Annotated in this window: 23 protein-coding genes; 15 read left to right on the top strand and 8 right to left on the bottom strand. The window is 66.3% G+C overall.

Going from position 1 to position 23,485, the window contains the following annotated elements; translation table 11 throughout:
* Positions 1-54: 54 nt before the first annotated feature.
* Complete coding sequence (locus ACN0TP_RS05650) at positions 55-1,071, bottom strand: LacI family DNA-binding transcriptional regulator (protein ID WP_417217573.1); 1,017 nt, start codon at positions 1,069-1,071, stop codon at positions 55-57.
* Positions 1,072-1,250: 179 nt separating this feature from the next.
* On the opposite strand from ACN0TP_RS05650, the gene ACN0TP_RS05645 reads away from it, so the two are divergent.
* The 5 genes from ACN0TP_RS05645 to ACN0TP_RS05625 all read left to right on the top strand — a co-directional run bounded on the left by ACN0TP_RS05645 (position 1,251) and on the right by ACN0TP_RS05625 (position 7,818).
* Positions 1,251-2,261: a TRAP transporter substrate-binding protein gene (locus ACN0TP_RS05645; protein WP_417217572.1), complete on the top strand. Its 1,011-nt coding sequence runs from the start codon at positions 1,251-1,253 to the stop codon at positions 2,259-2,261.
* Positions 2,258-2,764 (top strand): TRAP transporter small permease, encoded by a 507-nt coding sequence (locus ACN0TP_RS05640; RefSeq protein ID WP_417217570.1) that lies wholly within the window; start codon positions 2,258-2,260, stop codon positions 2,762-2,764. The genes ACN0TP_RS05645 and ACN0TP_RS05640 overlap by 4 nt, the downstream gene beginning before the upstream one ends.
* Position 2,765: 1 nt before the next feature.
* Positions 2,766-4,076 carry a TRAP transporter large permease gene (locus ACN0TP_RS05635; RefSeq protein WP_417217568.1) on the top strand — a complete coding sequence of 437 codons (1,311 nt, stop codon included), beginning with the start codon at positions 2,766-2,768 and terminating at the stop codon, positions 4,074-4,076.
* A gap of 206 nt (positions 4,077-4,282) precedes the next feature.
* Positions 4,283-6,658: a glycoside hydrolase family 3 N-terminal domain-containing protein gene (locus tag ACN0TP_RS05630; RefSeq protein WP_417217566.1), complete on the top strand. Its 2,376-nt coding sequence runs from the start codon at positions 4,283-4,285 to the stop codon at positions 6,656-6,658.
* A 125-nt stretch (positions 6,659-6,783) separates the two neighbouring features.
* Positions 6,784-7,818, top strand: a complete 1,035-nt coding sequence (locus ACN0TP_RS05625; RefSeq protein ID WP_417217565.1) for a mechanosensitive ion channel family protein — start codon at positions 6,784-6,786, stop codon at positions 7,816-7,818.
* Here ACN0TP_RS05625 and pyrE read toward each other — a convergent pair.
* Positions 7,815-8,375 (bottom strand): orotate phosphoribosyltransferase, encoded by a 561-nt coding sequence (gene pyrE, locus ACN0TP_RS05620; RefSeq protein ID WP_417217563.1) that lies wholly within the window; start codon positions 8,373-8,375, stop codon positions 7,815-7,817. The two genes, ACN0TP_RS05625 and pyrE, sit on opposite strands and share 4 nt — an antisense overlap.
* Before the next feature lie 84 nt (positions 8,376-8,459).
* Between pyrE and ACN0TP_RS05615 the strand changes: the two genes are divergently transcribed.
* Positions 8,460-8,903, top strand: coding sequence for a MarR family winged helix-turn-helix transcriptional regulator (locus ACN0TP_RS05615; RefSeq protein WP_417217561.1), 444 nt, complete (start codon positions 8,460-8,462; stop codon positions 8,901-8,903).
* Positions 8,900-10,567, top strand: a complete 1,668-nt coding sequence (locus ACN0TP_RS05610) for a stealth family protein (protein WP_417217560.1) — start codon at positions 8,900-8,902, stop codon at positions 10,565-10,567. Before ACN0TP_RS05615 ends, ACN0TP_RS05610 begins: the two co-directional genes overlap by 4 nt.
* On the opposite strand, the gene ACN0TP_RS05605 is transcribed toward ACN0TP_RS05610, so the two are convergent.
* Positions 10,491-11,465 (bottom strand): phosphodiesterase, encoded by a 975-nt coding sequence (locus tag ACN0TP_RS05605; RefSeq protein WP_417217558.1) that lies wholly within the window; start codon positions 11,463-11,465, stop codon positions 10,491-10,493. The two genes, ACN0TP_RS05610 and ACN0TP_RS05605, sit on opposite strands and share 77 nt — an antisense overlap.
* A 120-nt stretch (positions 11,466-11,585) precedes the next feature.
* Between ACN0TP_RS05605 and nadE the strand changes: the two genes are divergently transcribed.
* From nadE to ACN0TP_RS05590, 3 genes are all read left to right on the top strand, one after another.
* On the top strand, positions 11,586-12,419 hold the full coding sequence (gene nadE / locus ACN0TP_RS05600; protein ID WP_417217556.1) for an ammonia-dependent NAD(+) synthetase: 834 nt from the start codon (positions 11,586-11,588) through the stop codon (positions 12,417-12,419).
* Positions 12,420-12,520: 101 nt separating this feature from the next.
* Positions 12,521-14,260, top strand: a complete 1,740-nt coding sequence (locus tag ACN0TP_RS05595; RefSeq protein ID WP_417217554.1) for an AMP-binding protein — start codon at positions 12,521-12,523, stop codon at positions 14,258-14,260.
* Positions 14,257-14,775, top strand: coding sequence for a MarR family winged helix-turn-helix transcriptional regulator (locus ACN0TP_RS05590; RefSeq protein ID WP_417217552.1), 519 nt, complete (start codon positions 14,257-14,259; stop codon positions 14,773-14,775). Before ACN0TP_RS05595 ends, ACN0TP_RS05590 begins: the two co-directional genes overlap by 4 nt.
* 22 nt (positions 14,776-14,797) lie before the next feature.
* On the opposite strand, the gene mmsB is transcribed toward ACN0TP_RS05590, so the two are convergent.
* The 5 genes from mmsB to ACN0TP_RS05565 all read right to left on the bottom strand — a co-directional run bounded on the left by mmsB (position 14,798) and on the right by ACN0TP_RS05565 (position 19,080).
* Positions 14,798-15,712: a 3-hydroxyisobutyrate dehydrogenase gene (mmsB, locus tag ACN0TP_RS05585; protein WP_417217551.1), complete on the bottom strand. Its 915-nt coding sequence runs from the start codon at positions 15,710-15,712 to the stop codon at positions 14,798-14,800.
* Complete coding sequence (locus ACN0TP_RS05580) at positions 15,712-16,803, bottom strand: enoyl-CoA hydratase/isomerase family protein (RefSeq protein ID WP_417217550.1); 1,092 nt, start codon at positions 16,801-16,803, stop codon at positions 15,712-15,714. The genes mmsB and ACN0TP_RS05580 overlap by 1 nt, the downstream gene beginning before the upstream one ends.
* 176 nt (positions 16,804-16,979) lie before the next feature.
* Positions 16,980-17,756 (bottom strand): hypothetical protein, encoded by a 777-nt coding sequence (locus tag ACN0TP_RS05575; RefSeq protein WP_417217549.1) that lies wholly within the window; start codon positions 17,754-17,756, stop codon positions 16,980-16,982.
* Complete coding sequence (locus ACN0TP_RS05570; RefSeq protein WP_417217547.1) at positions 17,753-18,694, bottom strand: ATP-binding cassette domain-containing protein; 942 nt, start codon at positions 18,692-18,694, stop codon at positions 17,753-17,755. Before ACN0TP_RS05570 ends, ACN0TP_RS05575 begins: the two co-directional genes overlap by 4 nt.
* A gap of 11 nt (positions 18,695-18,705) precedes the next feature.
* Entirely contained in the window at positions 18,706-19,080 is a 375-nt protein-coding gene (locus ACN0TP_RS05565; RefSeq protein ID WP_417217545.1) for a GntR family transcriptional regulator, read from the bottom strand.
* Positions 19,081-19,185: 105 nt separating this feature from the next.
* Here ACN0TP_RS05565 and ACN0TP_RS05560 point away from each other — a divergent pair, with 105 nt between their 5' ends.
* The 5 genes from ACN0TP_RS05560 (at position 19,186) to ACN0TP_RS05540 (ending at position 23,484) form a co-directional block, all read left to right on the top strand.
* Entirely contained in the window at positions 19,186-19,989 is an 804-nt protein-coding gene (locus ACN0TP_RS05560; protein ID WP_417217544.1) for an exodeoxyribonuclease III, read from the top strand.
* Between the two features lie 15 nt (positions 19,990-20,004).
* A complete protein-coding gene (locus tag ACN0TP_RS05555; protein WP_417217543.1) occupies positions 20,005-20,841 on the top strand; it encodes a hypothetical protein in 837 nt (278 codons plus the stop codon).
* A 93-nt stretch (positions 20,842-20,934) separates the two neighbouring features.
* Entirely contained in the window at positions 20,935-21,387 is a 453-nt protein-coding gene (locus ACN0TP_RS05550) for a hypothetical protein (RefSeq protein WP_417217541.1), read from the top strand.
* Positions 21,384-22,931, top strand: coding sequence for a hypothetical protein (locus ACN0TP_RS05545; RefSeq protein ID WP_417217540.1), 1,548 nt, complete (start codon positions 21,384-21,386; stop codon positions 22,929-22,931). Before ACN0TP_RS05550 ends, ACN0TP_RS05545 begins: the two co-directional genes overlap by 4 nt.
* 34 nt (positions 22,932-22,965) lie before the next feature.
* On the top strand, positions 22,966-23,484 hold the full coding sequence (locus ACN0TP_RS05540) for a hypothetical protein (RefSeq protein ID WP_417217538.1): 519 nt from the start codon (positions 22,966-22,968) through the stop codon (positions 23,482-23,484).
* Position 23,485: the final 1 nt, after the last annotated feature.

Raw genomic sequence — 23,485 nt, 5'->3', positions numbered from 1 at the left:
AGTTCCATCGTCGGATCCGCGCCCCCGCATGGCAACAAGTTGCCATGTGTTGCCTCACACCCGGGGCTGGCCCGTCGAGGCGCGAACCACCAGCCGTGTCGGGAGCACCACGGGCCGGGCCGGGATCTGGATCCCGCCCTGGGAGATGACGAGCAGGTTGCGGACCGCGGCGGAGCCCAGCGCGTGCAAGGGAGCAGCCACCGTGGTGAGTCCGGGGTGTGCGAGTTCGGCCACCACCGAGTTGTCGAATCCGATGACGCTGACATCCCCGGGGACGTCGTAGCCACTCGCCTGGGCGCGGCGCATGAACCCCACGGCCAGCTGGTCGTTGTAGCCCACCACCGCGGTCACCCCGCTGTCCAGGACCTGCTCCGCCACGGCCCCGCCCCCATCGCGCGTCGGTTCGGGACACTCCACGAGGTTGACGCGCAGGCCCAGCTCCAGCGCCCCCTCCTTCAGGCTGCGCCAACGCATCCCGTGCGCCCATGAGGCCTCGGGGCCCGCGAGGTAGGCGATCTCGCGATGTCCCAGCTCGCCCAGGTGTTCCACGACGCGGCGCATGCCCCGGGCGTTGTCGGTGACGACGCTCGCGACCCCGCTGACGCCGCGGTTCATCACCAGCGTGGGCTTTTGCTTGGCCATGGCGCGAATGGCGGCGTCGGACATCCGGGAACTGCTGAGCACGATGCCGTCCACAATCCCCATGGCGCGTTCGATGGCCTCCCGTTCGACGATCCCTGACTCGCGCGTGTGCGCCAGGAGCATCGTGTAGCCGTTCTTGGCCGCTTCTTCTTCGGCGCCGCGGATCATGTCGAAGAACACGGGATTGGAGATGTCAGCGATGACCAACGCAATGGTGCCGTGCCGTTGCCGTCCCTCCGCCATGGTCCGCCGGACGTCAACGGAGCGGTATCCGAGCTCCGCGGCAACGGCACGGATCTTCTCGGCGGTGGCGAAGCTGACCCGTCCGGGACGGGCAAAGGCACGGGAAACCGTGGATGCGGAGACCCCCGCCTGACGCGCAACATCATAGATTGTCGCCGGTTTCGGGGAATCCGGGGTGGGGGCCATGCACCTATCTTGCTCCATGTGCCCCGCTTCGTGAACCCGACGGCAACTGATGGCAACTAGTCGCTTTCCCGCCCATGTGGCGGACATCATGCTTAAGTACCGTCGATGAGGCCGGTCCACCGCGGCCAGTTCGCGGGGGTGGACGCCAGGCGTCCCCCGGCCAGAAAGTAGTGATCCGAATGAAGATGCGCTTCCTGCGTCTGTGCGCCGTTGGGCTGGCCTTGCTGCTGGCCACGACCGCGTGCAGTTCAGGCGTGTCGGGCAAGGCGGAGACCGGCAAGACGTTGGTCCTTTCGCTCAACCAGTCCGAAACGCACCCGTCCTATATCGCCCTCACCGAATTCGGTGAACGACTCAAGGCCGCCATGGATGGCCGCTGGGATGTGAAGGTCTATCCGAACGAGACCCTCGGGGCGCAGCAGGAAGTAATCCAGCTCGTCAGCGACGGCTCAGTGGACATGGCCGTCGCGTCGGGAACGCAGCTGGAGAACCTCAATCCCCACTTCGGCGTGCTGAACCTGCCGACCACCTTCAAGAGCATCGACCACCAGATGTCGGTCATCAAGGACAAGTCGATCGTCGGTGACCTGTTCACCTCGCTCGAGGCCTCCAAGCACCTCACGGTCCTGGGCGGCCTGACCCAGGGCGACAGGAACCTCTACACGGCCACCGGCCCCATCAAGAAGCCCGCCGACCTGCACGGCATGAAGATCCGGGTCCAGGAATCCGACGTGCACATCAAGATGGTCAACGCCATGGGCGGCTCCGCCACCCCGATGTCCTATGGCGAGGTCTACACCGCCCTGCAGTCCGGTGTGCTCGACGGCGCCGAGAACAACGAGATCTCCTACGTCACCCAGCACCACAACGAGGTGGCCAAATATGTGGCACGCACCCGCCACCTGGTCGGCCTCGACTACATGCTCATCAACTCCGAGACCTACAACGGGATGACGCCGGAAGACCGCAAGATCTTCGACGCGGAATGGTCCAAGACCATGACCGAACACACTACGTTGTGGAAGAAGGACACCGCCCGGGCCATCCAGCAGGCCGAGGACTCGGGCACCAAATTCAACGACGTCGACAAGGCCGCCTTCGACAAGGCGCTCGCCCCCGTGGTCAACGGGTCGCTGAAGAGCCCCGCCGACCGCGAACTCTACGACGCCATCCAGGAGGCCAACCAGTGACCGCCGTCAAGAATTCGCTCGACGTGGCGCTGCGCTGGCTGTGCATCGTCCTGTTCGTCGCCCTCGTCCTGGTCGTCGTGTGGCAGGTCTTCAGCCGCCAGGTCGTCCAGTCCCCCGCCACGTGGACCACTTCGGTGGCCCAGTACCTCTTCGTCTGGCTCGCCTTGTTCGGATCGGCCTGGGTGTTCTCCGAGAAGGAGCACATCGCCGTCGACTTCCTCACCCGGCTGGTCCGCATCAACGGCACCCGCGGCATGGAGATCGCCGTCAACGTCGTCATCCTCGCGTTCGCCGTGTTGATCCTTGTCTGGGGCGGGTTGCGCGGCGTTGACCTGACGTGGTCGCAGAAGGTCTCCGGACTCCCGGTGAACATCGGCACCATGTACCTGGCGCTGCCCATCTCCGGTCTGGTCATGACGTTCTACTCGATCTTCCACATCGTCGAGGCCTTCCACGGCCGCGGCCTGCCCAGTGCCGACGAAGAGATCAGGGAGGCGGTCTGACATGGATGCAGCACTTGTTGCAGGAATAGTCCTGGTGGTCGGCATCGCCGTCCTGTTGCTGGCCCGCGTGCCGATCGCCGTGGCAGTCGGCTTCTCCGCCTTTGTCGCGGTGGCCGCGGTCATCGGCATGGAGAAGGCCTCGTTCGTCGCCGCCCAACGCATGTTCACCGGGGTGAATTCGTTCGCCCTGCTGGCGATCCCGTTCTTCATCCTGGCCGGTGTGCTGATGAACAACGGCGGCATCGCCGGCCGGCTGATCGACGCCGCCAAGGTCCTGGTCGGGCGCATGCCCGGTTCGCTGGCCCAGACCAACGTCGTGGCCAACGCGCTCTTCGGTTCGGTCTCCGGCGCCGCAGTGGCCTCGGCCGCAGCGGTTGGCGGCGTGATCGGGCCGCGGCAGGCCAAGGAAGGGTACGACCGGAACTTCTCCGCGGCCGTCAACGTCGCCTCCGCCCCCTCGGGCATGCTGATCCCGCCGAGCAACACCCTCATCGTGTACTCGCTGGTCTCGAGCACCTCGATCGCGACGCTGTTCGTGGCCGGCTACATCCCGGGCATCCTCTGGGCGGTGGCCTGCATGTTCATTGTCTGGTTGTATGTCCGCCGCCACCCAGGTGTCGGCGTCACGGAGCGGGTGCCGCTGAAGCTGGCACTGCTCACCCTGTGGCGGGCAGTGCCCTCCATCCTCATGATCGTCGTGGTGATCGGCGGCATCCTGGCCGGCATCTTCACCCCGACGGAGTCCGCGGCCATCGCCGTCGTCTACTGCCTGGTCCTCGGATTCGCCTACCGCGCCGTGAAGGTCAAGGACTTGCCCGCCATCGTCCTGGACGCCACCCGCACCACCTCGATCGTGATGCTCCTGGTGGGTGTCTCGACGATCATGGCGTGGGTCATGGCCTTCTCCGGCATCCCCGCGGCGATCTCCAGCGCACTGCTGGGTTTGACCAGCAACCCGTCGATCATCCTGGTGCTCATCATGATCATCCTGCTGATCGTCGGCACGTTCATGGATCCGACGCCGGCCATCCTGATCTTCGTGCCGATCTTCCTGCCCATCGTCACGGAGTTCGGCGTGGATCCGATCCACTTCGGCATCATGGTCACGTTCAACCTCTGCCTGGGCACCATCACCCCGCCGGTCGGCAACGTGCTCTTCGTCGGCGCAAAGATCGCCAAGCTCCGGGTGGAGCCGGTGATCAAGTCGCTGGTGCCGTTCTTCGTTGCGCTGATCGTCATGCTCTTCATCGTGGCGTTCATCCCCCAGCTCTCGATGTGGCTCCCGAGTGTGCTGGGGCTGAGCGGGCCGTAACCGGCAGACCAGCACAACGCCATCAGCAAACCCCCGCAGGCCCAGCCTGCGGGGGTTTGCCCATGTCGGACCCCCTCCACCCTTCCAGTGAAACTAACGGCAACCACGGGCATGGGAAAGGTGCTTCGGGTCACAGTGGGTTCGGGTGGATGGGCAGCCACATCGGCCCATCGACCCACCCGCACCGATCCCCCTTGGAGGACCCCATGACACGAAAGTCCCCGCCCACAGCGCGCAGCCGCCGGACGGCCGCCGCCCTTGCCGTCCCCTTCGTCCTCATCCTGGCTGTGCCCGCCGGCATGGCGATGCCCGCGGCGGCGGACCCTTCCCCCGGCGCATCCGCCGCCCGGCATGACGAGGGCAACCACGGCAAGCCACCACGAATCGACGCCCGCTCCAAGGACACCCTGAAGATCAAGGGGCGCACGTTCAAGGACCTCAATGGCAATGGACAGCTGGACCCCTATGAGGACTGGCGGTTTCCGGCCGAACAGCGGGCGGAGGACCTGGTGTCTCAGATGACGCTGGAGGAGAAGGCGGGCCTGATGCTCATCGACACGCTCAACGCCTCCTGCGATCAGGAAACGCGCCAGCGGGGGACCCTTGATCCTTCGGCGGGCGGCTACATCCAGGACCAGCAGATGCGCCGGTTCATCTTCCGCAACACCATCACAAGTGCAGACGAGGCAGTCTGCGGCGAAGCCGACGGCGGATTCCAGGCCAAGACCTCGCTCACCCCCGACGAGGCGGCCGGCTACATGAACTCGGTCCAGGAGCTCGCAGAGGCGACCCGGCTGGGCATTCCGGTCCTCTACAAGTCCAACGCACGCAACCACATCGACCCCAATGCCCGGGCCGGCATCAACGAGTCCGCCGGGGCCTTCACCGCCTTCCCCAAGGAGGCCGGCATCGCCGCGGCGGCCCTGGGTCAACAGGCCCTCCGGACCGGCGAGGATCCCACGACGGGCGACATGTCGGTCGTCGAGGACTTCGCCCAGGTCATGGGCGAGGAGTGGAAGTCCGTGGGCCTCCGTGGCATGTACGGCTACATGGCCGACCTGTCCACCGAGCCGCGCTGGTACCGCGTGCATGAGACCTTCACCGAGGATGCGGCGCTGGATGCCAACATCATGTCCTCCCTCGTGGGGACCCTGCAGGGCCCGGTGGACGACGCCGGTGTCTCACTGTCGCCGGACTCGGCCGTGGCGCTGACCATGAAGCACTTCCCCGGAGGCGGGCCCCAGGAGATGGGGCTCGACGCCCACTGCTCGTTCGGGAAGACGCAGGTATACCCCGGCGGTGCCTTCGGCGAACATCTCAAGCCCTTCGAGGCCGCCATCGACGCAGGCGTGTCGGCCATCATGCCGTACTACGGTGCCCCGGTGCAGCTCACCTATGACGGGGTGGCCTACGACCAGACCGGCATGGCCTTCTCCGGGCAGATCGTCAATGACCTGCTGCGCGGCAAGCTCGGCTTCGCCGGCTACGTCAACTCGGATACCGGCATCGTCACTGACCGCGCCTGGGGACTGGAGGACAAGAGCGTCCCCGAACGCGTGGCCGCAGCCGTCAACGGCGGCACGGACACCCTCTCGGGGTTCCACGACGTGAAGACGATCACCGACCTGGTCGCCAACGGCCTCATCAGCGAGGAGCGCGTCACCACGGCAGCCGTGAGGTTGACGACCCCCATGTTCCGGCTGGGCCTGTTCGAGAACCCCTACGTCGACCCGGAAACGGCTGCCCGGACCGTCGGCAGCAAGGCGCACCGCGAAACCGGACTGGATCTGCAACGCAAATCGGCAGTCCTGTTGGAGAACAAGAAGACCGACGACGGCTCAAAGGTCCTTCCGCTGAAACCGGGGGCCTCCGTCTACCTCCTCGGCGACGCGGACGAGAAGACAGTTGCCGGTTACGGCTACGACGTGGTCAACGGCAACACCAAGGATCCTGCGGATCGGCCGAGCGCCCAGGACAGCGATTATGCGGTCATCAACGTCACGGTGAACAACAAGAACACCAGCACCTATACCAGCGACGGGCCGACGTCCGGCATGAACCCGGAGCACACCAATCCGGTCACCCTGGACGGCGTGAAGGGCCTGGACGGCAAGAGCCCCTTCGGTGCCGCCGACGCCTGCGTGGCCCAAGGGGCGGATGAGTGCACCGATGACGGGCTCCCGTATGGCGGGGCCCTGCCCTGGGAAGCCGGCACCCTGGACTTCACGGGCATGGCGGCTTCGGAGTCCTGGGATGTCAGCCCCTCACTGGACACCATCCAACAGGTCATGCGCGAGGTGGACGACCCTCGGAAGGTGGTGCTCCACGTCTACTTCCGCCAGCCCTTCGTCATGGACCAGGCCAGCGGCCTGCGCGATGCCGGAGCGGTCATTGCCGGCTTCGGCATGAGCGATACCGCCTTGTTCGACGTCCTCTCCGGCAAGGTCTCCCCGCAGGGCCGGATGCCGTTCGCCTTGGCCGGCACCTCCAGGGCCATCGACGAACAGTACAGCGACCTGCCCGGCTACAGGGAAACCACCGATGGGGCCCTCTACCCGTTCGGGTACGGCCTGACGTACTGAACCAGCCCCCGCGGCTGCCCCGGAACCGGTCGAGACCCCGGCCGGTTCCGGGGCACCGCCACCCCAGTCCCGGCTTGTGGACCTCCGGCTTGCCTCGTGTCGGCGCATCGCCCTAGCCTCGAACCATGCCATTGCCTGATTCGCTGCCAACGCTCAAGGACGCCTCCCCCTTCCTGGACTGGTCCTTCTGGCTGGACCGCCCCCTGAAGATCGTGCTCATCATCGTCATCGCGGTGGTGCTGAACTACATCGTCCGGCGGGTCATCCGCCGGACCACGGAGCATATCGCCGCCGGCGAGGCGGCAGCGTTGTCCAAGGAGCGCAGGAAGTCCGACAAGGCGGGTCGGCGTTGGCTGGTGCAGGAGTCGCCCATCGCCGTCGCGCGGCGCACGCAGCGGGCCCAAACCGTCGGGTCGGTGCTTCGTTCGGTCACCACGATCGTGATCACCGCCGTCGTGCTGTTGACCGTCCTGTCGCAGATCGGCATCAACATGGGTCCGATCCTGGCCAGCGCGGGCATCGTCGGCGTCGCCCTCGGCTTCGGCGCCCAGGCCCTGGTCAAGGACTACCTCTCGGGGATCTTCCTGGTGGCCGAGGACCAGTTCGGCATCGGCGACTACGTGGACCTGGGCGAAGCCGCGGGGACGGTCGAGGCCGTCGGGCTGCGGATCACCCAGGTCAGGGACGTCGATGGAACCCTGTGGCACGTGCGCAACGGCGAGATCCTGCGCGTGGGCAACTTCTCCCAGGGGTGGGCCCGCGCCGTCCTGGACGTTCCCGTCCCCTACGATTCGGACGTCGACGAGGTCAGCAACATGATCCTGGCTTCCGCGCGGAAACTGCAAAAGGACCCGCAGTGGTCCCACGAGATCCTGGACGACCCGGAAATCTGGGGCGTGCAGGACCTGAGCGGGGAGTCCATGACGATCCGCCTGGTCTTCCGCACCACACCGCTGCAGCAGTGGGCCGTCGCCCGGGCCATGCGGGCCCGGCTGAAGGTCGACCTCGATGCCGCAGGCGTGCGGATCCCGCTGGTGCAGCAAACGGTCATCCGGGCGGCGAACCCCGCCGGCTTCACCACCGACCATGCCGATCCGCAGCCGGATCCCGAAGCCGAAGCGGCGGGCCCCACCGAGCCGTCGGGTCCGCAGCGGTCCTAGAGACCCAGTTCGTCCTTGCCGAAGGCGAAGAGGTACGGGACCCCGGCCTCGGCCTCGATGCGTTCCTTCGAGCCGGTGTCGCGGTCCACGATCACGGCCACGGCCACAACGTTGCCGCCGGCCTTGCGGACGCCTTCCACCGCAGCCAGCGCGGAACCGCCGGTGGTGGAGGTGTCCTCCAGAACCACGACGTTGCGTCCCGACACGTCCGGCCCCTCCACCTGGCGGCCCATGCCGTAGGACTTCTGTGCCTTGCGGACCACGAACGCGTCGACCTCACGGCCCGCCTGTCCCGCCGCGTGCATCAGCGCGGTCCCGACCGGGTCCGCCCCCATGGTCAGCCCACCGGCGTTGGTGAACTCGATGCCGGCGTCGTCCAGCAGATCCAGCATGACCGAGCCGACCAGCGGGGCGGCCTCATGGTGCAGGGTGATCCGGCGCAGGTCCACGTAGTAGTCGGCTTCCTTGCCGGAGGACAACGTGACCTTGCCGCGGACCACGGCGAGTTCCTGGATGAGTTCGAGCAGGCGGGTGCGGGCGTCGTTGTTCGAGGTCATGGCCTATATTCTAGGTGGCCCGGCCCCACCCTGCGTGACCGCGGATGGCGAGACAGGGCAGCGGTCGCCAGCTAGGGTGAAGGCATGAACGCTCAGCGACCGATCGGATACTGGCTCAAGCTGGTGGACTCGCTCATTTCCGAGCAGTTCGCCGCCTCGTTGGAGGAGCACGGCGTCACGCGCCGGCAATGGCAACTCCTCAATCTGCTGGGGGCCCATCCCCACACCTCGGACGAACTCATCGAGTCCCTCGCCCCCTTCTTCGACGAGGTCTCCCCCGAAGGCGAACCGGCCTCCCCGGCCGAACACCTGACGGAACTGTTGGAGTCCGGTTGGGTCGCCCGCGACGGCGAAACCTATGAGCTCACGGAGCGCGGCCGCACCAGCCTGGAACGGCTCACGGAAATCGTCGAGGGCATGCGCGAACGCTCCAGCGCCGGTGTCACCCCCGAGCAGTACCAGACCACCATCGCCACCCTGCAGCGCATGGCCACCAACCTGGGCTGGTCCGGCACGGAACGGGCATGACCGGTCCCGACCAGTCCACCGATCCGCTCGAGGCGACCCGCACCGCCCCGCACCCCGATGAGGTCTTCCACGGAACTCCAGAGGACGACGGCGCCGCCTCCCCGGTCCGGGAAGTCACCTCCCCGGCGGCGATGGCCCGGTTCCAGGAGCGCACCGACATCGTGCGCGCCAGGGGGCGCTACGCGCTGGTGAACACCTCGATCACCCCCCACGAGGCGATGGTGACCGACCTGCTGTTCATCCGGGACGCCCTCGACGCAGCGAACGTGTCCTACCTGCTGGTGCGCGGCAACGACGCCCGGCCGGTGATCGCGGTGTCCTGGACGGACCGCAAGGCGCTGCGCCGGGCCCTGGTTGCCGCCTGCCAGGACGAACCCTTCTATTCGCTCACCGTCGATACCCGCAAGGACAAGGCGCTGCTGGTCGCTGACGGGAAACTGGCGAAGAGCTCCAAGGCCCGCATGTTCCGGCTCTACCGTCCGCGCGTCGAACCTGCAGGCGGCCTGGCCTTCGGGGCCTCCACCGGTGTGCAGGTCGAACTCTGGCAGTGGACGGAGCAGGGGCAGGTCCATTTGCCGATGGAGAACTCGTTGACCCGGGCGACGCTGCCGGCGGGTGAGGCGATCCGCGGGACGGTGCACCGGTTCGGCCGCGAGTGGCCGACCATCGAGAACATGTTCGCCGAACATGCCATGGACATCTCGTTCCCGATCGACCTGGTGTTCTCCTGGGTCGACGGAAACGACATCGAACACCAGCGCCACCGGGCCTCGTTCATGGAGGGCGTCGTGGTCGGCGAGGGCGATGACGCCGAGGCCCGCTACCGGCAGATCGACGAACTGAAATTCGCGCTGCGCAGTGTCTACATGTTCGCCCCGTGGGTGCGCCACATCTACATCGCCACGGATTCGCCCGTCCCGGCCTGGCTCAACGCGGAGCACCCCCGCATCAGCATCGTGCGGGCCACGGAGCATTTCCGTGATCCGTCGGTGCTGCCGACCTTCAACTCCCAGGCCGTTGAATCACAACTGCAGCACATCGACGGGTTGTCCGAGCACTTCCTCTATTCGAACGATGACATGTTCTTCGGCCGCCCCCTGGGCCCCGACATGTTCTTCTCCCCCGGCGGGATCACCAAGTTCATCGAGGCCGGCACCCGCATCGGCCTCGGCGACAACCATCTGGACCGTTCCGGGTTCGAGAACTCCGCCCGGGTGAACCGCAGGCTGCTCAACGACCGGTTCGGGCGGATCACCACCCGGCACCTCGAACATACTGCCGCCCCGCTGCGCCGCAGCGTGCTGTGGGAACTGGAGGAGGTCTTCCCCGACGAGTTCGCGGCGACCGCTGCGAGCCGTTTCCGCGCCAAGGACAACATCTCGGTCACCAATTCCCTCTACCACTACTACGCCCTGCTCACGGGCCGGGCGGTGACCAAGGAGAAGGCCAAGGTCAAGTACGTGGACACCACCATGTATTCCGGGCTGGACGCGTTGCGCAAGCTCCTGAAGAAGCGCAATCAGGACTTCTTCTGCCTCAATGACGGCAGCTTCCCCGAAGTTCCCGCCCGCGAACGGCAGGAGGTCGTCACCGCGTTCCTGCAGGGCTACTTCCCGATCGCCGCCCCGTGGGAGAACCCGGAGCCCGGCCCCACGACCGGGTGACCGCAGCGGGATCGATGCCGTGGCTGCGCAGGATCCCGGCGACCTCACCCGGTTCCACGACCTCCCCGACGCTCTGCCCGCCCGCGGCCGGGACCACCGAATGCACCACCGTCTCGGGCAGGATGTGGACCAGGTTGTAGGCCTGGGCGGCGTCGCGCCCCCGGGTGGCGTGGATTCCGGTCTCGGTGTCCACCGACGCGGCGAGATCCTGCGTGTAGCAGGTGGCGGAGGCGACCGAGACGGGGATGCCGGCGAACATGCCGAACGTGGAATAGTGCAGGTGCCCGGCCAGGATGGCGCGCACGTCGGTATCGCGCACCACCTCGGCGAGGGCGGCCTGCCCCCGCAACTCCACCAGGATGGCCAGCGGTTGGACGCTGGCGATCGGCGGATGGTGCATCACCAGGATGGTTCCGTCAGGTGCCGGGGTGGCCAGTTCCCCGCGCAGCCATTCCAGTTGGCCCGGATCGAGCCGGCCGTGATGGCTGCCGGGCACCGTGGTGTCCAGGGTGATCAGGCGCAACCCGCCAATCCAGCTCGTATGGTCCAACGGCTCGGTGCCCGCCGGCTCGCCCAGCAGCTCGGTGCGCAGGGTGGACCGGTCATCGTGGTTTCCCGCAGCCCAGATGACCCGGGTGTGCAGGCGCTCCGCCGCCGGCTCGATGATCGAGCGCAACGTGGCATAGGCGTCCGGTTCGCCCTTGTCGGCCAGGTCCCCGGTGACCACCAGCGCGTCGGGCCGTTCCCCGGAGGCCTCCAGCCGGGCCACCAGCGATCGCAGCCGCTCGATGCTGTCCAGCGTCCCGGCCAGCAGTGCACCGCCACCACGCAGGTGGGTGTCGCTGAGGTGGACAAGTACTCGGTCCGCAGCAGGGTGCTCCGGATGGATGGGTTCCATGACCGCTTCCTCACGCAGGGTGGTTCCTGATTCCTGCCCCCTACTATTCACCATCCGGGCCCCGTTGCACCCCATCGCCCTCCCAACGCGCCGCGGCGGGAGGGCGATAGGCTGTGGGTCATGCGCGATCTGCAGGCACACATCATCAAGGACATGGGCGTGAAGCCGACCATCGACGCCCGGGCGGAGGTGGCTCGACGCGTGCGGTTCCTGCGCGACTACCTCGCGGTGACCGGCACCGACGGGTTCGTCCTGGGGATCTCCGGCGGCCTGGACTCGACCCTGGCGGGCCGTCTGGCCCAGCTGGCCGTCGACGAAGCCGCCGCCGAGGGCCAGGACGTGGATTTCGTGGCGGTGCGCCTGCCCTACGGCGTCCAGGCCGATGAGGACGACGCGGCAGCCGCCCTGGACTTCATCGCCTCGAAGACGACGCGGGCCTTCGACATCAAGCCCGCCGTCGATGCCCTGGCTGCGGGGTTCGAGCAGAGCACCGGGGGGCCGATCGGCGACTTCAACAAGGGCAACGCGAAGGCCCGCCTGCGCATGACGGCCCAATACGCCCTCGCCGGCGAGCGCAACCACCTGGTGATCGGCACGGACCACGCCGCCGAATCGGTGACCGGATTCTTCACCAAGTTCGGCGACGGCGGAGCCGACCTGCTGCCGCTCTACGGTCTGGACAAGCGCCAGAACCGCCAGCTCCTGCGCCATCTGGGTGCCCCGGAGCGCCTGTGGTCCAAACCTCCCACGGCCGACCTGCTCGATGGCACGCCGCTGCGCACCGACGAGGACGAGCTCGGTTTGTCCTACGACGACATCGACGACTACCTCGAGGGCCGCACCGTAGCGGTCCCGGTGGCCGAGGCCATCGAGGCACGGTACCTGCGCAGCCGCCACAAGCGGGCCACCCCGGTGACGCCGCTGGACGATTGGTGGCGCCCCGCGGAACGGTGACGTCACGGGCCGCGGGCCCCTTCCAAACGCTTGGATGTCCACGTATATTCGGGGAAGCGCCTCGCCGAGTCCGGCCCGGCGACCCCGTTGAAAGGTGAAAAATGTCAGTCACCGACGACTTCCGTGCCGCCCGCGACCACCTCGTCTCCCTGAGCGGGGACCACGCCCGGGCCCGCGCCGAATTCAGCTGGCCCGCGTTCGAGGAATTCAACTTCGGCTTGGACTGGTTCGACGCGGTGGCCGCCACCGCCGAACGCGCCAACAGCCCGGCACTGGTCATCGTCGAGCAGGACGGCTCCTCCACCCGACGCACCTGGGCCGAACTCTCCGCCCGCTCCAACCAGGTCGCCAACTGGATGCGCGAGTCCGGCTTCTCCCGGGGCGACAAGGCCATCCTCATGCTCGGCAACCAGGTCGAGTTGTGGGAGATCATGCTCGCCGCCATCAAGCTGGGCATCGTCATGATCCCCACCACCACCCAGATGGGCGCCGCCGACCTCACGGACCGGGTCGAACGCGGCGGGGCCTCCTGGGCCATCGCCGGAACCGCGGACCTGGCCAAGTTCGCCGACGTGCCCGGGGACTACCGCTGCATCGCCGTCGGGGACGTGCCCTCCCCCTTGGCCCAGGGCACGACGCCGGTGCTCTCCTACGCGGATTCCGCCGCCTCGTCCACGGACTTCGTCCCGGACGGGCCCACCCGCGGGGACGAGACGCTGCTGCTGTATTTCACCTCGGGGACCACCTCGAAGGCCAAGCTGGTCGAGCACACCCACACGTCCTACCCGGTCGGCCACCTCTCGACCATGTACTGGATCGGGCTCGGACCCGGCGACGTGCACCTGAACGTCGCCTCACCGGGATGGGCCAAACATGCCTGGTCCAACGTGTTCACCCCGTGGATCGCCGAAGCCACCGTCTTCATCTACAACTACGAACGATTCGACCCGGCCGCCCTGATGGACCAGATGGCCGCGGAAAAGGTCACCAGCTTCTGCGCCCCGCCCACCGTCTGGCGACTGCTCATCCAGGCCGACCTGACCCGGCTGAAAACCCCTCCCACCAAGGTCGTCTCGGCCGGCGAACCACTCAATGCCGAGGTCATCGACCAGGTCCAGCGGGCCTGGGGCCAGCAGATCCGGGACGGCTTCGGCCAGACGGAGACCACGGTGCAGATCGCCAATACGCCGGGGCAGCCCGTGAAGATCGGTGCCATGGGCCTGCCCCTGCCCGGATACGACGTCGTCCTCGTTGACCCGGTCTCCGGCGAGGAAGGCGACCTCGGGGAGATCTGCCTGCGCCTGGACCCGCGGCCGCTGGGACTGATGAAGTCGTACTATGGCGATCCGGACAAGACGGCAGCGGCCTTCCGCGGCGGCTACTACCATACCGGTGACGTTGCCGAGCGGGACGAGCGCGGCATCATCACGTACGTCGGCCGGGACGATGACGTGTTCAAGTCCAGCGACTACCGGTTGAGCCCCTTCGAATTGGAGTCGGTGCTCATCGAGCATCCTGCCGTGGCGGAGGCGGCCGTCGTCCCCTCCCCCGACGCCATGAAGCTGAACGTCCCCAAGGCCTATGTCGTCCTGGCCGCCGGCCACGCCGCCGATGCGGCGACCGCCGAGGAGATCCTTGGCTACTGCCGCGAGCACCTGCCGGCCTTCAAACGCATCCGGCGCCTCGAGTTCGCGGATCTGCCCAAGACGATCTCCGGGAAGATCCGCCGGGTCGAACTGCGCCGGAACGAGGAGGCCCGCCACGTCGAAGGTGCCCCGCTGGCGGGCCACGGAACCGAGTATGCCGACACCGACTTCCCCCGCCTCAAGGGACGCGGATGAGCGCACCGCTGCCCTTTGACCCGATCGCCGCGGCCCAGCGGAATTGGGAGGAGCAGGGGTGGAGGGCCGAAGCGGCGCCCATGGCGGCGATCACCGCCGTCATGCGGGCCCAGCAGATCCTGTTGCAGCGGTGCGAGGCCGTCGTGAAGCCGTTCGGGCTGACCTTTGCGCGTTACGAATTGCTCGCGCTGCTGGGGTTTTCCCGCACGGGGTCACTGCCGATGGTCAAGGTCAGCGCCTTGTTGCAGGTCCACCCGACCTCGGTCACGAATGCCGTGGACCGGCTTGAAGCGGCCGGCTTCGTCCAACGCAGCCCGCACCCGACCGACGGGCGGACCACCTTGGTCTCGTTGACCGATCGGGGCCGCGAGGTGGCCGGTCAGTCGACAACGGAACTGAACGCAGCGGTGTTCGCGGAGTCCGGGTTCCCGGCCGAGGACGTGGAAGCACTGATCGGGATCCTGGGCCGCTTCCGGCAGCGGGCCGGCGACTTCTCCTCCGAGGCCCCTGGCTGATCCGCAGGGAACGGGGTCCCGCTCAGTCCGCACCTTCGGAGCGGTCGCGGATATCGGTGATGATCCCGGAGAAGTCCCGACCGGCGCCTCCCTCGTCGCGGAAGCGCTCATAGATCCGCGCGGCCAGGGGACCCAATTCGGCGGCAACTCCGGTGCTCTGAATCGCGTTGACGGCCAGCCCCAGGTCCTTGGCCATCAGCGCGCCGGCAAAGCCCGGCTGGTAGTCCCGGTTCGCGGGGCTGGCCGGCACGGGCCCCGGAACGGGACAGTTGGTGGTCACCGCCCAGCATTGGCCCGACGCCGTGGACACCACGTCGTACAACGCCTGGTGGGTCAATCCGAGCTTCTCCCCCAGCACGAAGGCCTCGGAAGCGGCGATCATGCTCACGCCCAGGATCATGTTGTTGCACACCTTCGCCGCCTGGCCGGCGCCATGTTCGCCGCAGTGGACGAGCTTGCCGCCCATGACCTCCAGCAGCGGCCGCACCGACTCCAGGTCGGCGGCCAGGGCCCCGATCATGAACGTCAGGGTTCCGGCTTCGGCCCCGACGACTCCTCCCGACACCGGAGCATCGATGCTGCGGTGCCCGGCCTCCAGTGCCAACCGGGCCGCCTCGCGGGCGTCATCGACGTTGATGGTGGAGCAATCCAGGAACAAGGTGTCGGGCCCCGCGGATGAGAGCAGGCCCGGCCCGTCCACTCCACGGTAGGCGTCCAGCAGCTGCTGTCCTCCGGGGAACATGGTGAGCACCACCGACGCACCACGGATCGCCTCAAGCGCGGACACCGCGGTGGGGATTCCTGCATCGCTGGCAGCGTCGACCGCTGCCTGGACCACGTCGAAGGCACGCACGTCATAGCCGGCCGCGACCAGGTTCTTCGCCATGGGCAACCCCATGTGGCCCAACCCAAGGAAGGCAATGGTTGCGGATTCCATCAGGCACGCTCCTTCACATCATCGGCCAGCGCGAGTTCGCCGCCGTGTTCGTCGGGCGCCAGCAGCCCGAAGTAGTCGCGGATCATCTCTGGACTGATCTGGCCCAGGGTCGCGGGGCTCCAGCGGGGTCGGCGGTCCTTGTCGATGACCTGGGCGCGGATGCCCTCCAGGAAGTCGTGGGAGGCAAGCATGCGCACCCCCACCCGGTAATCCTGGTCGAGTGCTTCTTCCAGGCTGTCCAGCCCGGCGGCCCGGCGGAGTGCCACCAGGGTGGTCTTCACCGCGGTGGGCGATTTGGCGGCGATGGTGTCCGCGGCTTCCGCCGCCGGTCCCCCGCGTGTGCGCAGCCGCCCGAGAATCCTCTCAATGGACTCCCCGGCGTAGTCCTTGCCCATGGCACCGCTCTGTTCGGCGAGGACCGAGGCCGGGGCCGGGAGACCGGCTGCGCCGATGGCGGCTTCGACATCAGCAGGTGTCGCCGCCCGTTCCAGCTCGTCCGTCAGCGACGGCAGCGACGCGGACTCGACATACGTGTCGGCCAAACCCAGGTGCAGCGCATCAGCAGCATCAAGGTGTGCGCTGGTCAGGGCGGCGTAGGTCCCGGATTCCCCCGGGGCCCGGGACAACAAGTAGAGCCCTCCCACGTCTGGGACGAAGCCGATGGTCGTCTCCGGCATTCCGGTCCGGGTGCGCTCGGTGACGATGCGATGGCTGCCGTGGGCCGAGACGCCGACCCCGCCGCCGAGGACCAGTCCGTCCATGAGGGCGACATAGGGTTTCGGATAGTTGGCGATCAGGGCGTTGAGCCGGTATTCCGTCCGCCAAAAGGCGGCAGTGGCTGCACCCCCGGTGGGGATGTCCCGGTAGATGGCGACGATGTCGCCGCCCGCGCATAATCCGCGGTCCCCCGCACCCCTCAGCAGGACGCTGACCACCGTGTCGTCGTCCTGCCACTGCCTGAGTTGGGCATACATGGCCTCGACCATGCCGTGGGTGAGGGCATTGACGGCACGGGGGCGGTTCAGGGTAATGGTGCCCAGTGTTCCGCGGACCTCGAACTGGACCTCGGGTTCGGTGGGGGCGTCGTTCATGGAGTGTCCTTCCGGGCAGCAGGTCACGGACCCGGAACCGGCAATGCGGTCACGGTCCAGGCCACCCGAACTCCAAGCTACTCGGACACCCTAGGAATTTCTAGGGAGCTGCGGCGCCGGTGCACCACGCCGACGGGCCGGCACGTGCCGGGCGTCGGCGCCGTGGGACCCGGTGGTCACCGGCCCACCGGAGCCCGGCGCAACACCAGCCAGCTGCCCGCAGCGCTCAGCAATCCGAGCACGATCATGCCGACGGCGATCCTGGCGACGATGTCGACGCTGAAGAACGACACCACGTCCACCCCTAGGCTGAGCAGCACCCAGGCCAGCAGGAGTGCGACGGCGACGATCCCGAAGACCACCAGCAGGACCCCTTTCTGGTTCCACCGCACGAACACCGAGGCGAACATCGTTCCGGCAAAGAGGGTGAACATGCTGATCCCGAAGCCCATGAGGAAGATGTCCCGGAAACTGCCGTTACCCATGACGTACACGTCGAACATATGGGTGCCCGAGAACCAGTGCCCGGTCACCTTCTCGAGTGCCAGGAAGATGGTCATGGACGCCCCGATGTACACCGACTCGACGACCAGTGCAATGGCAGTTCCGGCCCAGTACTGGCGACGGGTCGCACCCATGCCCATCGCGAACGGCATCGTCCGGGCATAGGCGAAGGCACCGACGCTGACAAAGTACCCTGCGAAGCACCACAGGGGCGCCTGGTTGTAGCGGAAGCCCTCGCTGAACTCGGCGGAATCGCCCGGGACGAAGGCCCGGATGAGGAGCATCACCACCACGCAGACAGCTGTGGTCGAGGCGAAGATCGTCAACGGCACCCCGAGCAGGCGCATGGGATCGGCAAAGTGCAGGCGGACGACCTTCACCAGGGGCCCGGCCGCCTGGTGTTCCTTCCGGTCGACGGAAGGTGCCTGGGACAGCTGGTTCGTGCTCATCGGATGGCCTCCTCGGCCTCGAACGTGGTCTGTGCGTGGGAGTGCGCGGCGGCGAGTGACGCTTCCCCGCCCTCGAGCAGCCCATAGGCTGCCACGAGTTCCTGGAGCGACACCGGGCCGACCTCCAGGCCCGCCGTCGCCGCGGCGGAGCGCATCGCCTCGTCGGGGGTTCCGGCGATGGTGACCGAGCGCAACCCGCCCAGTGCCTGGCTGCGCAGGATGTGCCGGCCAGCCACCGCTGTCTCGACGGCCTTCGCCGTCCCGGACAGCGTGAAGGCAGAACGCGTGGCCTCCTCGACCGGGGAATCCAGCACCTTGCGCCCATCCTGGAGCACGATGACGTGCTCCAAGAGGTTCGCTGCTTCGTCGATCAGGTGCGTCGACATGAGAATGGTGCGTGGATGCTCCATGTAGTCCTCGAGCAGCAGGTCGTAGAAGATGCCCCGGGCCGTAGCATCCAATCCCAGGTAGGGCTCGTCGAAGAAGGTCACCGGAGCCCGGGAAGCGAGCCCCACCACGATGGCCACCGCGGAGAGCTGTCCACGCGAAAGCTTCTTGATCGGTGTTTTCAGCGGCAGCCGGAATTCGCCCACCAGTCGTCGGGCGAAGTCGGCATCCCAGCCGGCGTGGAACCAGTTCGCGGCCCGCAACACGTGGGTGACCTTGAACTCCTCCGGGTACTTCTGGTTCTCCCGGGCGAAACTGAGCCGCGCAAGGACCTGCGCGTTCTCGAACGGTTCGCTCCCGAGAACCCGCGCCTGCCCCGAGGTCTTCAACTCCTGCCCCGCCAGGATCGACATCAACGTCGTCTTGCCGGCTCCGTTGCGTCCCAGCAGGCCGCAAATCGTGTTCTTTTCAATGCCGATGGTGAGTTCGTCGAGCACGGTCGTGTGGCCGTACTTCTTGCTCAGCGACCGGGTTTCAATGGCCAGATTCATGGTGTCCTGCCTCAAGCTTGTCCGGCGACGACGGCCCGTTGGGCGATCATCGCGATGAGTTCGTCGGCGTCGATGCCGAGGCGGTCGGCCTCATGCAGCAACGGGGTCACATACTGCTCTCCGAAGGCCTCACGCCGTGTAGCCATGAGTGTGGCGCGTGCGCCGGTGGCAACAAACATCCCTATACCCCTTCGTTTGTAGAGGACCCCGGCATCCGCCAGCCGATTCAGCCCTTTTCCGGCGGTTGCCGGATTGATGCGCATGAACGCCGCGAATTCGTTCGTCGAGGGAACCTGCATTTCCTCCGGATAGGTGCCGTCGAGGATGCGCCCCTCGATCTCCTCGGCCAGTTGGATGAAGATCGGCTTCGAGTCATCCACGATCATCACCGACCTTCATTGGTTCATTACTCATGTAACTAACTACAACACCTCGCCGCTCCCGCGTCAAGGCATGGCCACCACCCACCGGCAAGTTGATAGGTTGGAGGCGTGAAGATTGCTACGTGGAATGTGAACTCCCTCCGAGCCCGCGCGGACCGCGTGGAAGGCTGGCTGCGCCGCACCGACGTCGACGTCCTGGCCATCCAGGAGACCAAGTGCAAGGACGAGAACTTCCCCTGGGAACTCTTCGAGAACAACGACTACGAGGTCGCCCACTTCGGCTTCAGCCAGTGGAACGGCGTCGCCATCGCCTCCCGCGTGGGACTCGAGGAGGTCGAACGCACCTTCGCCGGACAACCGGCTTTCGGCAAGGGCGGCAAGGATCCCGTCCAGGAGGCCCGGGCCATCGGCGCCACCTGCGCAGGAGTGCGCATCTGGAGCCTGTACGTGCCCAACGGACGCGGCCTGCAGGACGAGCACATGCCCTACAAGCTCCAGTGGCTGGACCAGCTGCGTGAAAATGCCGCCGGTTGGCTCGCCGATGATCCCACCTCACAGATCGCGCTGATGGGCGACTGGAACATCGCCCCGCGCGACGAGGACGTCTGGGATATCGACTTCTTCATCGACAACGAGCTGACCCACGTCTCCGCCCCCGAGAGAAAGTCGTTCAACGACTTCGTCGACGCCGGATTCGCCGACGTCGTCCGCCCGCATACCCCCGGACCCGGCGTCTACACCTACTGGGACTACACACAATTGCGGTTCCCCAAGAAGGAGGGCATGCGCATCGACTTCACCCTGGCCTCCCCCGCGCTGGCCGAACGCGTGGAAACCGCGTGGATCGACCGCGAGGAGCGCAAGGGCAAGGGCGCCTCCGACCACGCCCCCGTGGTCGTGGAGCTCCACTAGATGACAACACCGGGGATGAGCGCACGCCGCCGGTTGCCACCGACGTCGTATCTGCGCGTCTTCGAACCGCTTCGCGCGTACGACGACGCGGCGCAGCTGGCCATTGCCGCGCAGCGCGGCATCGGACGAACGGAATTCGAGGAACGTTCCGCCAACGAGGCCCTGGAGCGCCTGACCCGCGGCCTGCCGGATCCCTTCCCCCACGAACAGGCCGAGCGGTACCGCGAACTGCACTATCCGGGCGCCGACGGCCTGACAGCCCCCTACTATTGCCCGGACCAGCTGCCCACCCGGTCCATCCTGGCCGCCGAACAACTGGATTCCAGCATGCGGCCCGCCCTCCTGGAGCTCCTCGTGCCCGAGGCGGCGCGGGAAGCCAACGCAGCGCGCATCGGACATGAGGCCTTCGCGGAAGCAGTGGCTGCCCTCCACACCCGCACCGCCACCTGGGGGATCCCGCTGGGCTGGTTCGTCCTCCTCACCGAAGAGGACCATTGCGAGATCGAGGAGGACGGGACCACACTGTTGACCGTTCGCCTCAGCGCACCGGCGGTCCAGGTGCTGGAGCGGGCGCGGTTCGCCGTGGCGTCGTTGGCCATCCACGCTCCGGAGCTGGATATCCTGGACGATCTCACCTCGCTCGGCGAGTGGCTCGGCCTGTTCCACGAGGACGCGATCGTCGAATTGGACTATGGCCCGATTGCCGACCGTGTCTGGCCCGACGATTCAGCGCAGGACCTCAGACTCGGCATCGAATCCCTCGCCGAACAGGATATGCTCGGCGCCGCGGCGGCATACCGCCGGCTGACATCGCGGTGGTTGAAGGTCCGGCAGCTCGCCCGCGCCAACTGACGCCTTTCATCCCCGCGAGCCCTGTTGACATGGGGAGTTCTCCCCATCGCGGTGCGCACTGATGTCGCCTAGCCTCTTATATCGAGGAGGTGGATGATGACCACATACAAGATTGACGTTGCCGCCGCGCGTCTGACGGTAAAAAATGCCCGCGGGCAACTCGACGACCTCGATGGCATCGAAACCACTCTCAAGACCACCGGGGAAACCATGGCGACCACCGCCTTGGAAGCCGACATCAACTCGGCCTTGGATGATGCCTACGACAACTTCCTGCGCCCCATGGCGGTGACGATGGTGCTGGCCGGACGGCAGCTCTTCGACAATACCGACAGCGTCATCAACATCTACGACAAGGCCGATTTGGATATGGGCAAAAAGGCTGACGGCGTCACCGAGCGTGCCATCGCCACAGAGGTACGCCGGTCGGATGACGTACCCGATTACAGCTCGTCTTCACGAACCGCGGAGCCTCCCGTCACCGCGCAGGCACCGGCCGACCCGAAGCATCCCGGCCAAACCACGAACGGGAGGTACACCTGGTGACCGTCGAATACGACATCGAACTCCCCTTCGATTTCCCCACCAAGCTGCCCGATCCCGATACCCTCACTTCAGACGCAAAGGCCTTCGGCAAGAACGCCAAGACCATTACGACCACATACGACAACACGTCCAAACAGTGGAGCCCCATTTCAGGGCAGATGACGTTCCCCAATAGTGGGACGGTCCTCGCCGGCCTGGAAAACAATGTCGCCCCCTACGCCGACATGCTGCAAACCGGGATCACGGAAATGGCAGGGGCACTGACCACGTTCGCGGAGAGTGTCCGGGGGTTCCAGACCACGTGGACCGACCTCAAGGCGGAGGTCGTCGCATTCAACAAACTTCCAGTGAAGCCCATGGTGGAAGAAGACGTGGACGAAAACACCACCTACCGCACCGAGTCGAACAGAACCGACATCATCATTCGCCTGCAGCAAGCAGCTTCGGACTACCGCGGTTACGTTGACACGTGCGTCAACTCCATTGAAAGTGCAAACCAGGCCCTCAATCCCAACTGGGAAGGTTCCACGACACAACAGTTCCTGGCACAGACGAAGAAGACCTGGGGCAATAGCCGCGACTACCTGAAGAAGGCCGGTTCCATCAGCAAGCGCGGCGGACGGTGGACCTTCAAGGGTTCCATGAAGAGTTCAGCTACTCCTGCGGCCTTTTTGCGCGGCAAGGTCCCAGACTTCATTGCCGATCCGGTCCTGGGTGAGGCCCCCAAGGGAAAACTCACCAATACGTCAAAGCCCTTCGCCAATAACCCGATACTGGGGAAATACTTCGACAAGATCGTCGACAACAACGATCCCAAGAAGTTCAGTTTCATCAGTGGCGTGGACAACGTCGGGGGCCGCGCCGCCTTCATGATCGGGCTACCCAAGTTCGAATTGCCGAAGTGGACCAAAAAGGGAATCCCCGGCGCGGTGACGAAGACCTTGTCCAAGGCCGGCAACAAGTCCCTGGGCGCCTTGCAGAAGGCGGACAAGCTCGCCGAGAAACTCGAGAAGTCCAAGGTGATGAAATTCGGCGGTCCGGCGCTCGGCGTGCTGGACGCCGGCATGACCTACAAGGACGAGTTCTCGAAGGGATACAACGCCAGCCTGCAAGAACACCCCGATTGGACCCCAGGACAGCACAAGGCAGAAGCCGTCAAGGACGCCGCCATCGTCGGCACCGCAGAGACGGCCGGAAAGATCGCGGGCGGTGTGGTCGGTCGCTCGGCAGGCGCCGTCATTGGCCAGGCCATCATTCCCATTCCCGGTGTTGGTGCCGCCATCGGCGGATTCGCGGGCGGAATTGCCGGCGAGTGGATCGGCGGGAAGGTCGGCGGCGCCGTCGGCGGATTCATCAATGACATCCGGGAAGGCGGCATGAATGGGGCCCTGGACGAGGCAGGGAAACACATTGGCCAAGCCGTCGACAACGTGAAACAAGGCATCGGCAACACCGTTGATGCGGTGAAGGACGCCTACCACAACCCGGGCGAAGCAGCCAAGAAGGTCGGCAAAAAGGTGTTCGATAAGCTGACGCCATGGTAATTCGATCCACGATGCCCACGCCGGGCGTTCCCGCATGATGACGGCCGCCGGCAGCGCCTGGCTCTACAACGACGCCATCATCATTGGGATTCCGCTCCTTGGCGTACTTGCCTGGTGCCTCATCTACCCCGCCTACCGCGCACTCCGCGGGAGCTGGAGATCCTGGGTGAACGCACCAGCGTATCTGCCGTGGCAGGCATCGCTCACCAATACCTGGCCATTCATCCTTCTCTGCATGGGCCTTGCACTGGTCGTGGTCATGCCAGCCTTGGTCTTCGAGGCGCTCGGGTGGGAGGCAGCCCGGAAGTTCATGTGGAATGGCCCCTTCTGGATCCCTTGGGCCGGGGCCATCGTCGGAATCTTCTGGTGGCCCAAGAGCCTCGGCCCCAAGTGGTACCGCGCCTGGCGCAACGCCGGAGGCAAACGCAACATCATGCCCTTCACGGATGAAGATCTTGAAGCGGTCCGGCGCCTTCCCGAGGGAAAACGCCGCCGCCGACTGGAAAAAAACATCCAAGCCTGCCGTGCTTACTGCGCGCAGGACGAGGAATAAC

Origin of the sequence: Arthrobacter sp. (assembly GCF_048266065.1) — a bacterium.
In the GTDB taxonomy this organism is placed as follows: Bacteria; Actinomycetota; Actinomycetes; order Actinomycetales; family Micrococcaceae; genus Arthrobacter_H.
Note: the sequence above shows the minus strand (reverse complement) of the source record. Positions and strands in the feature narration are given on the sequence as shown.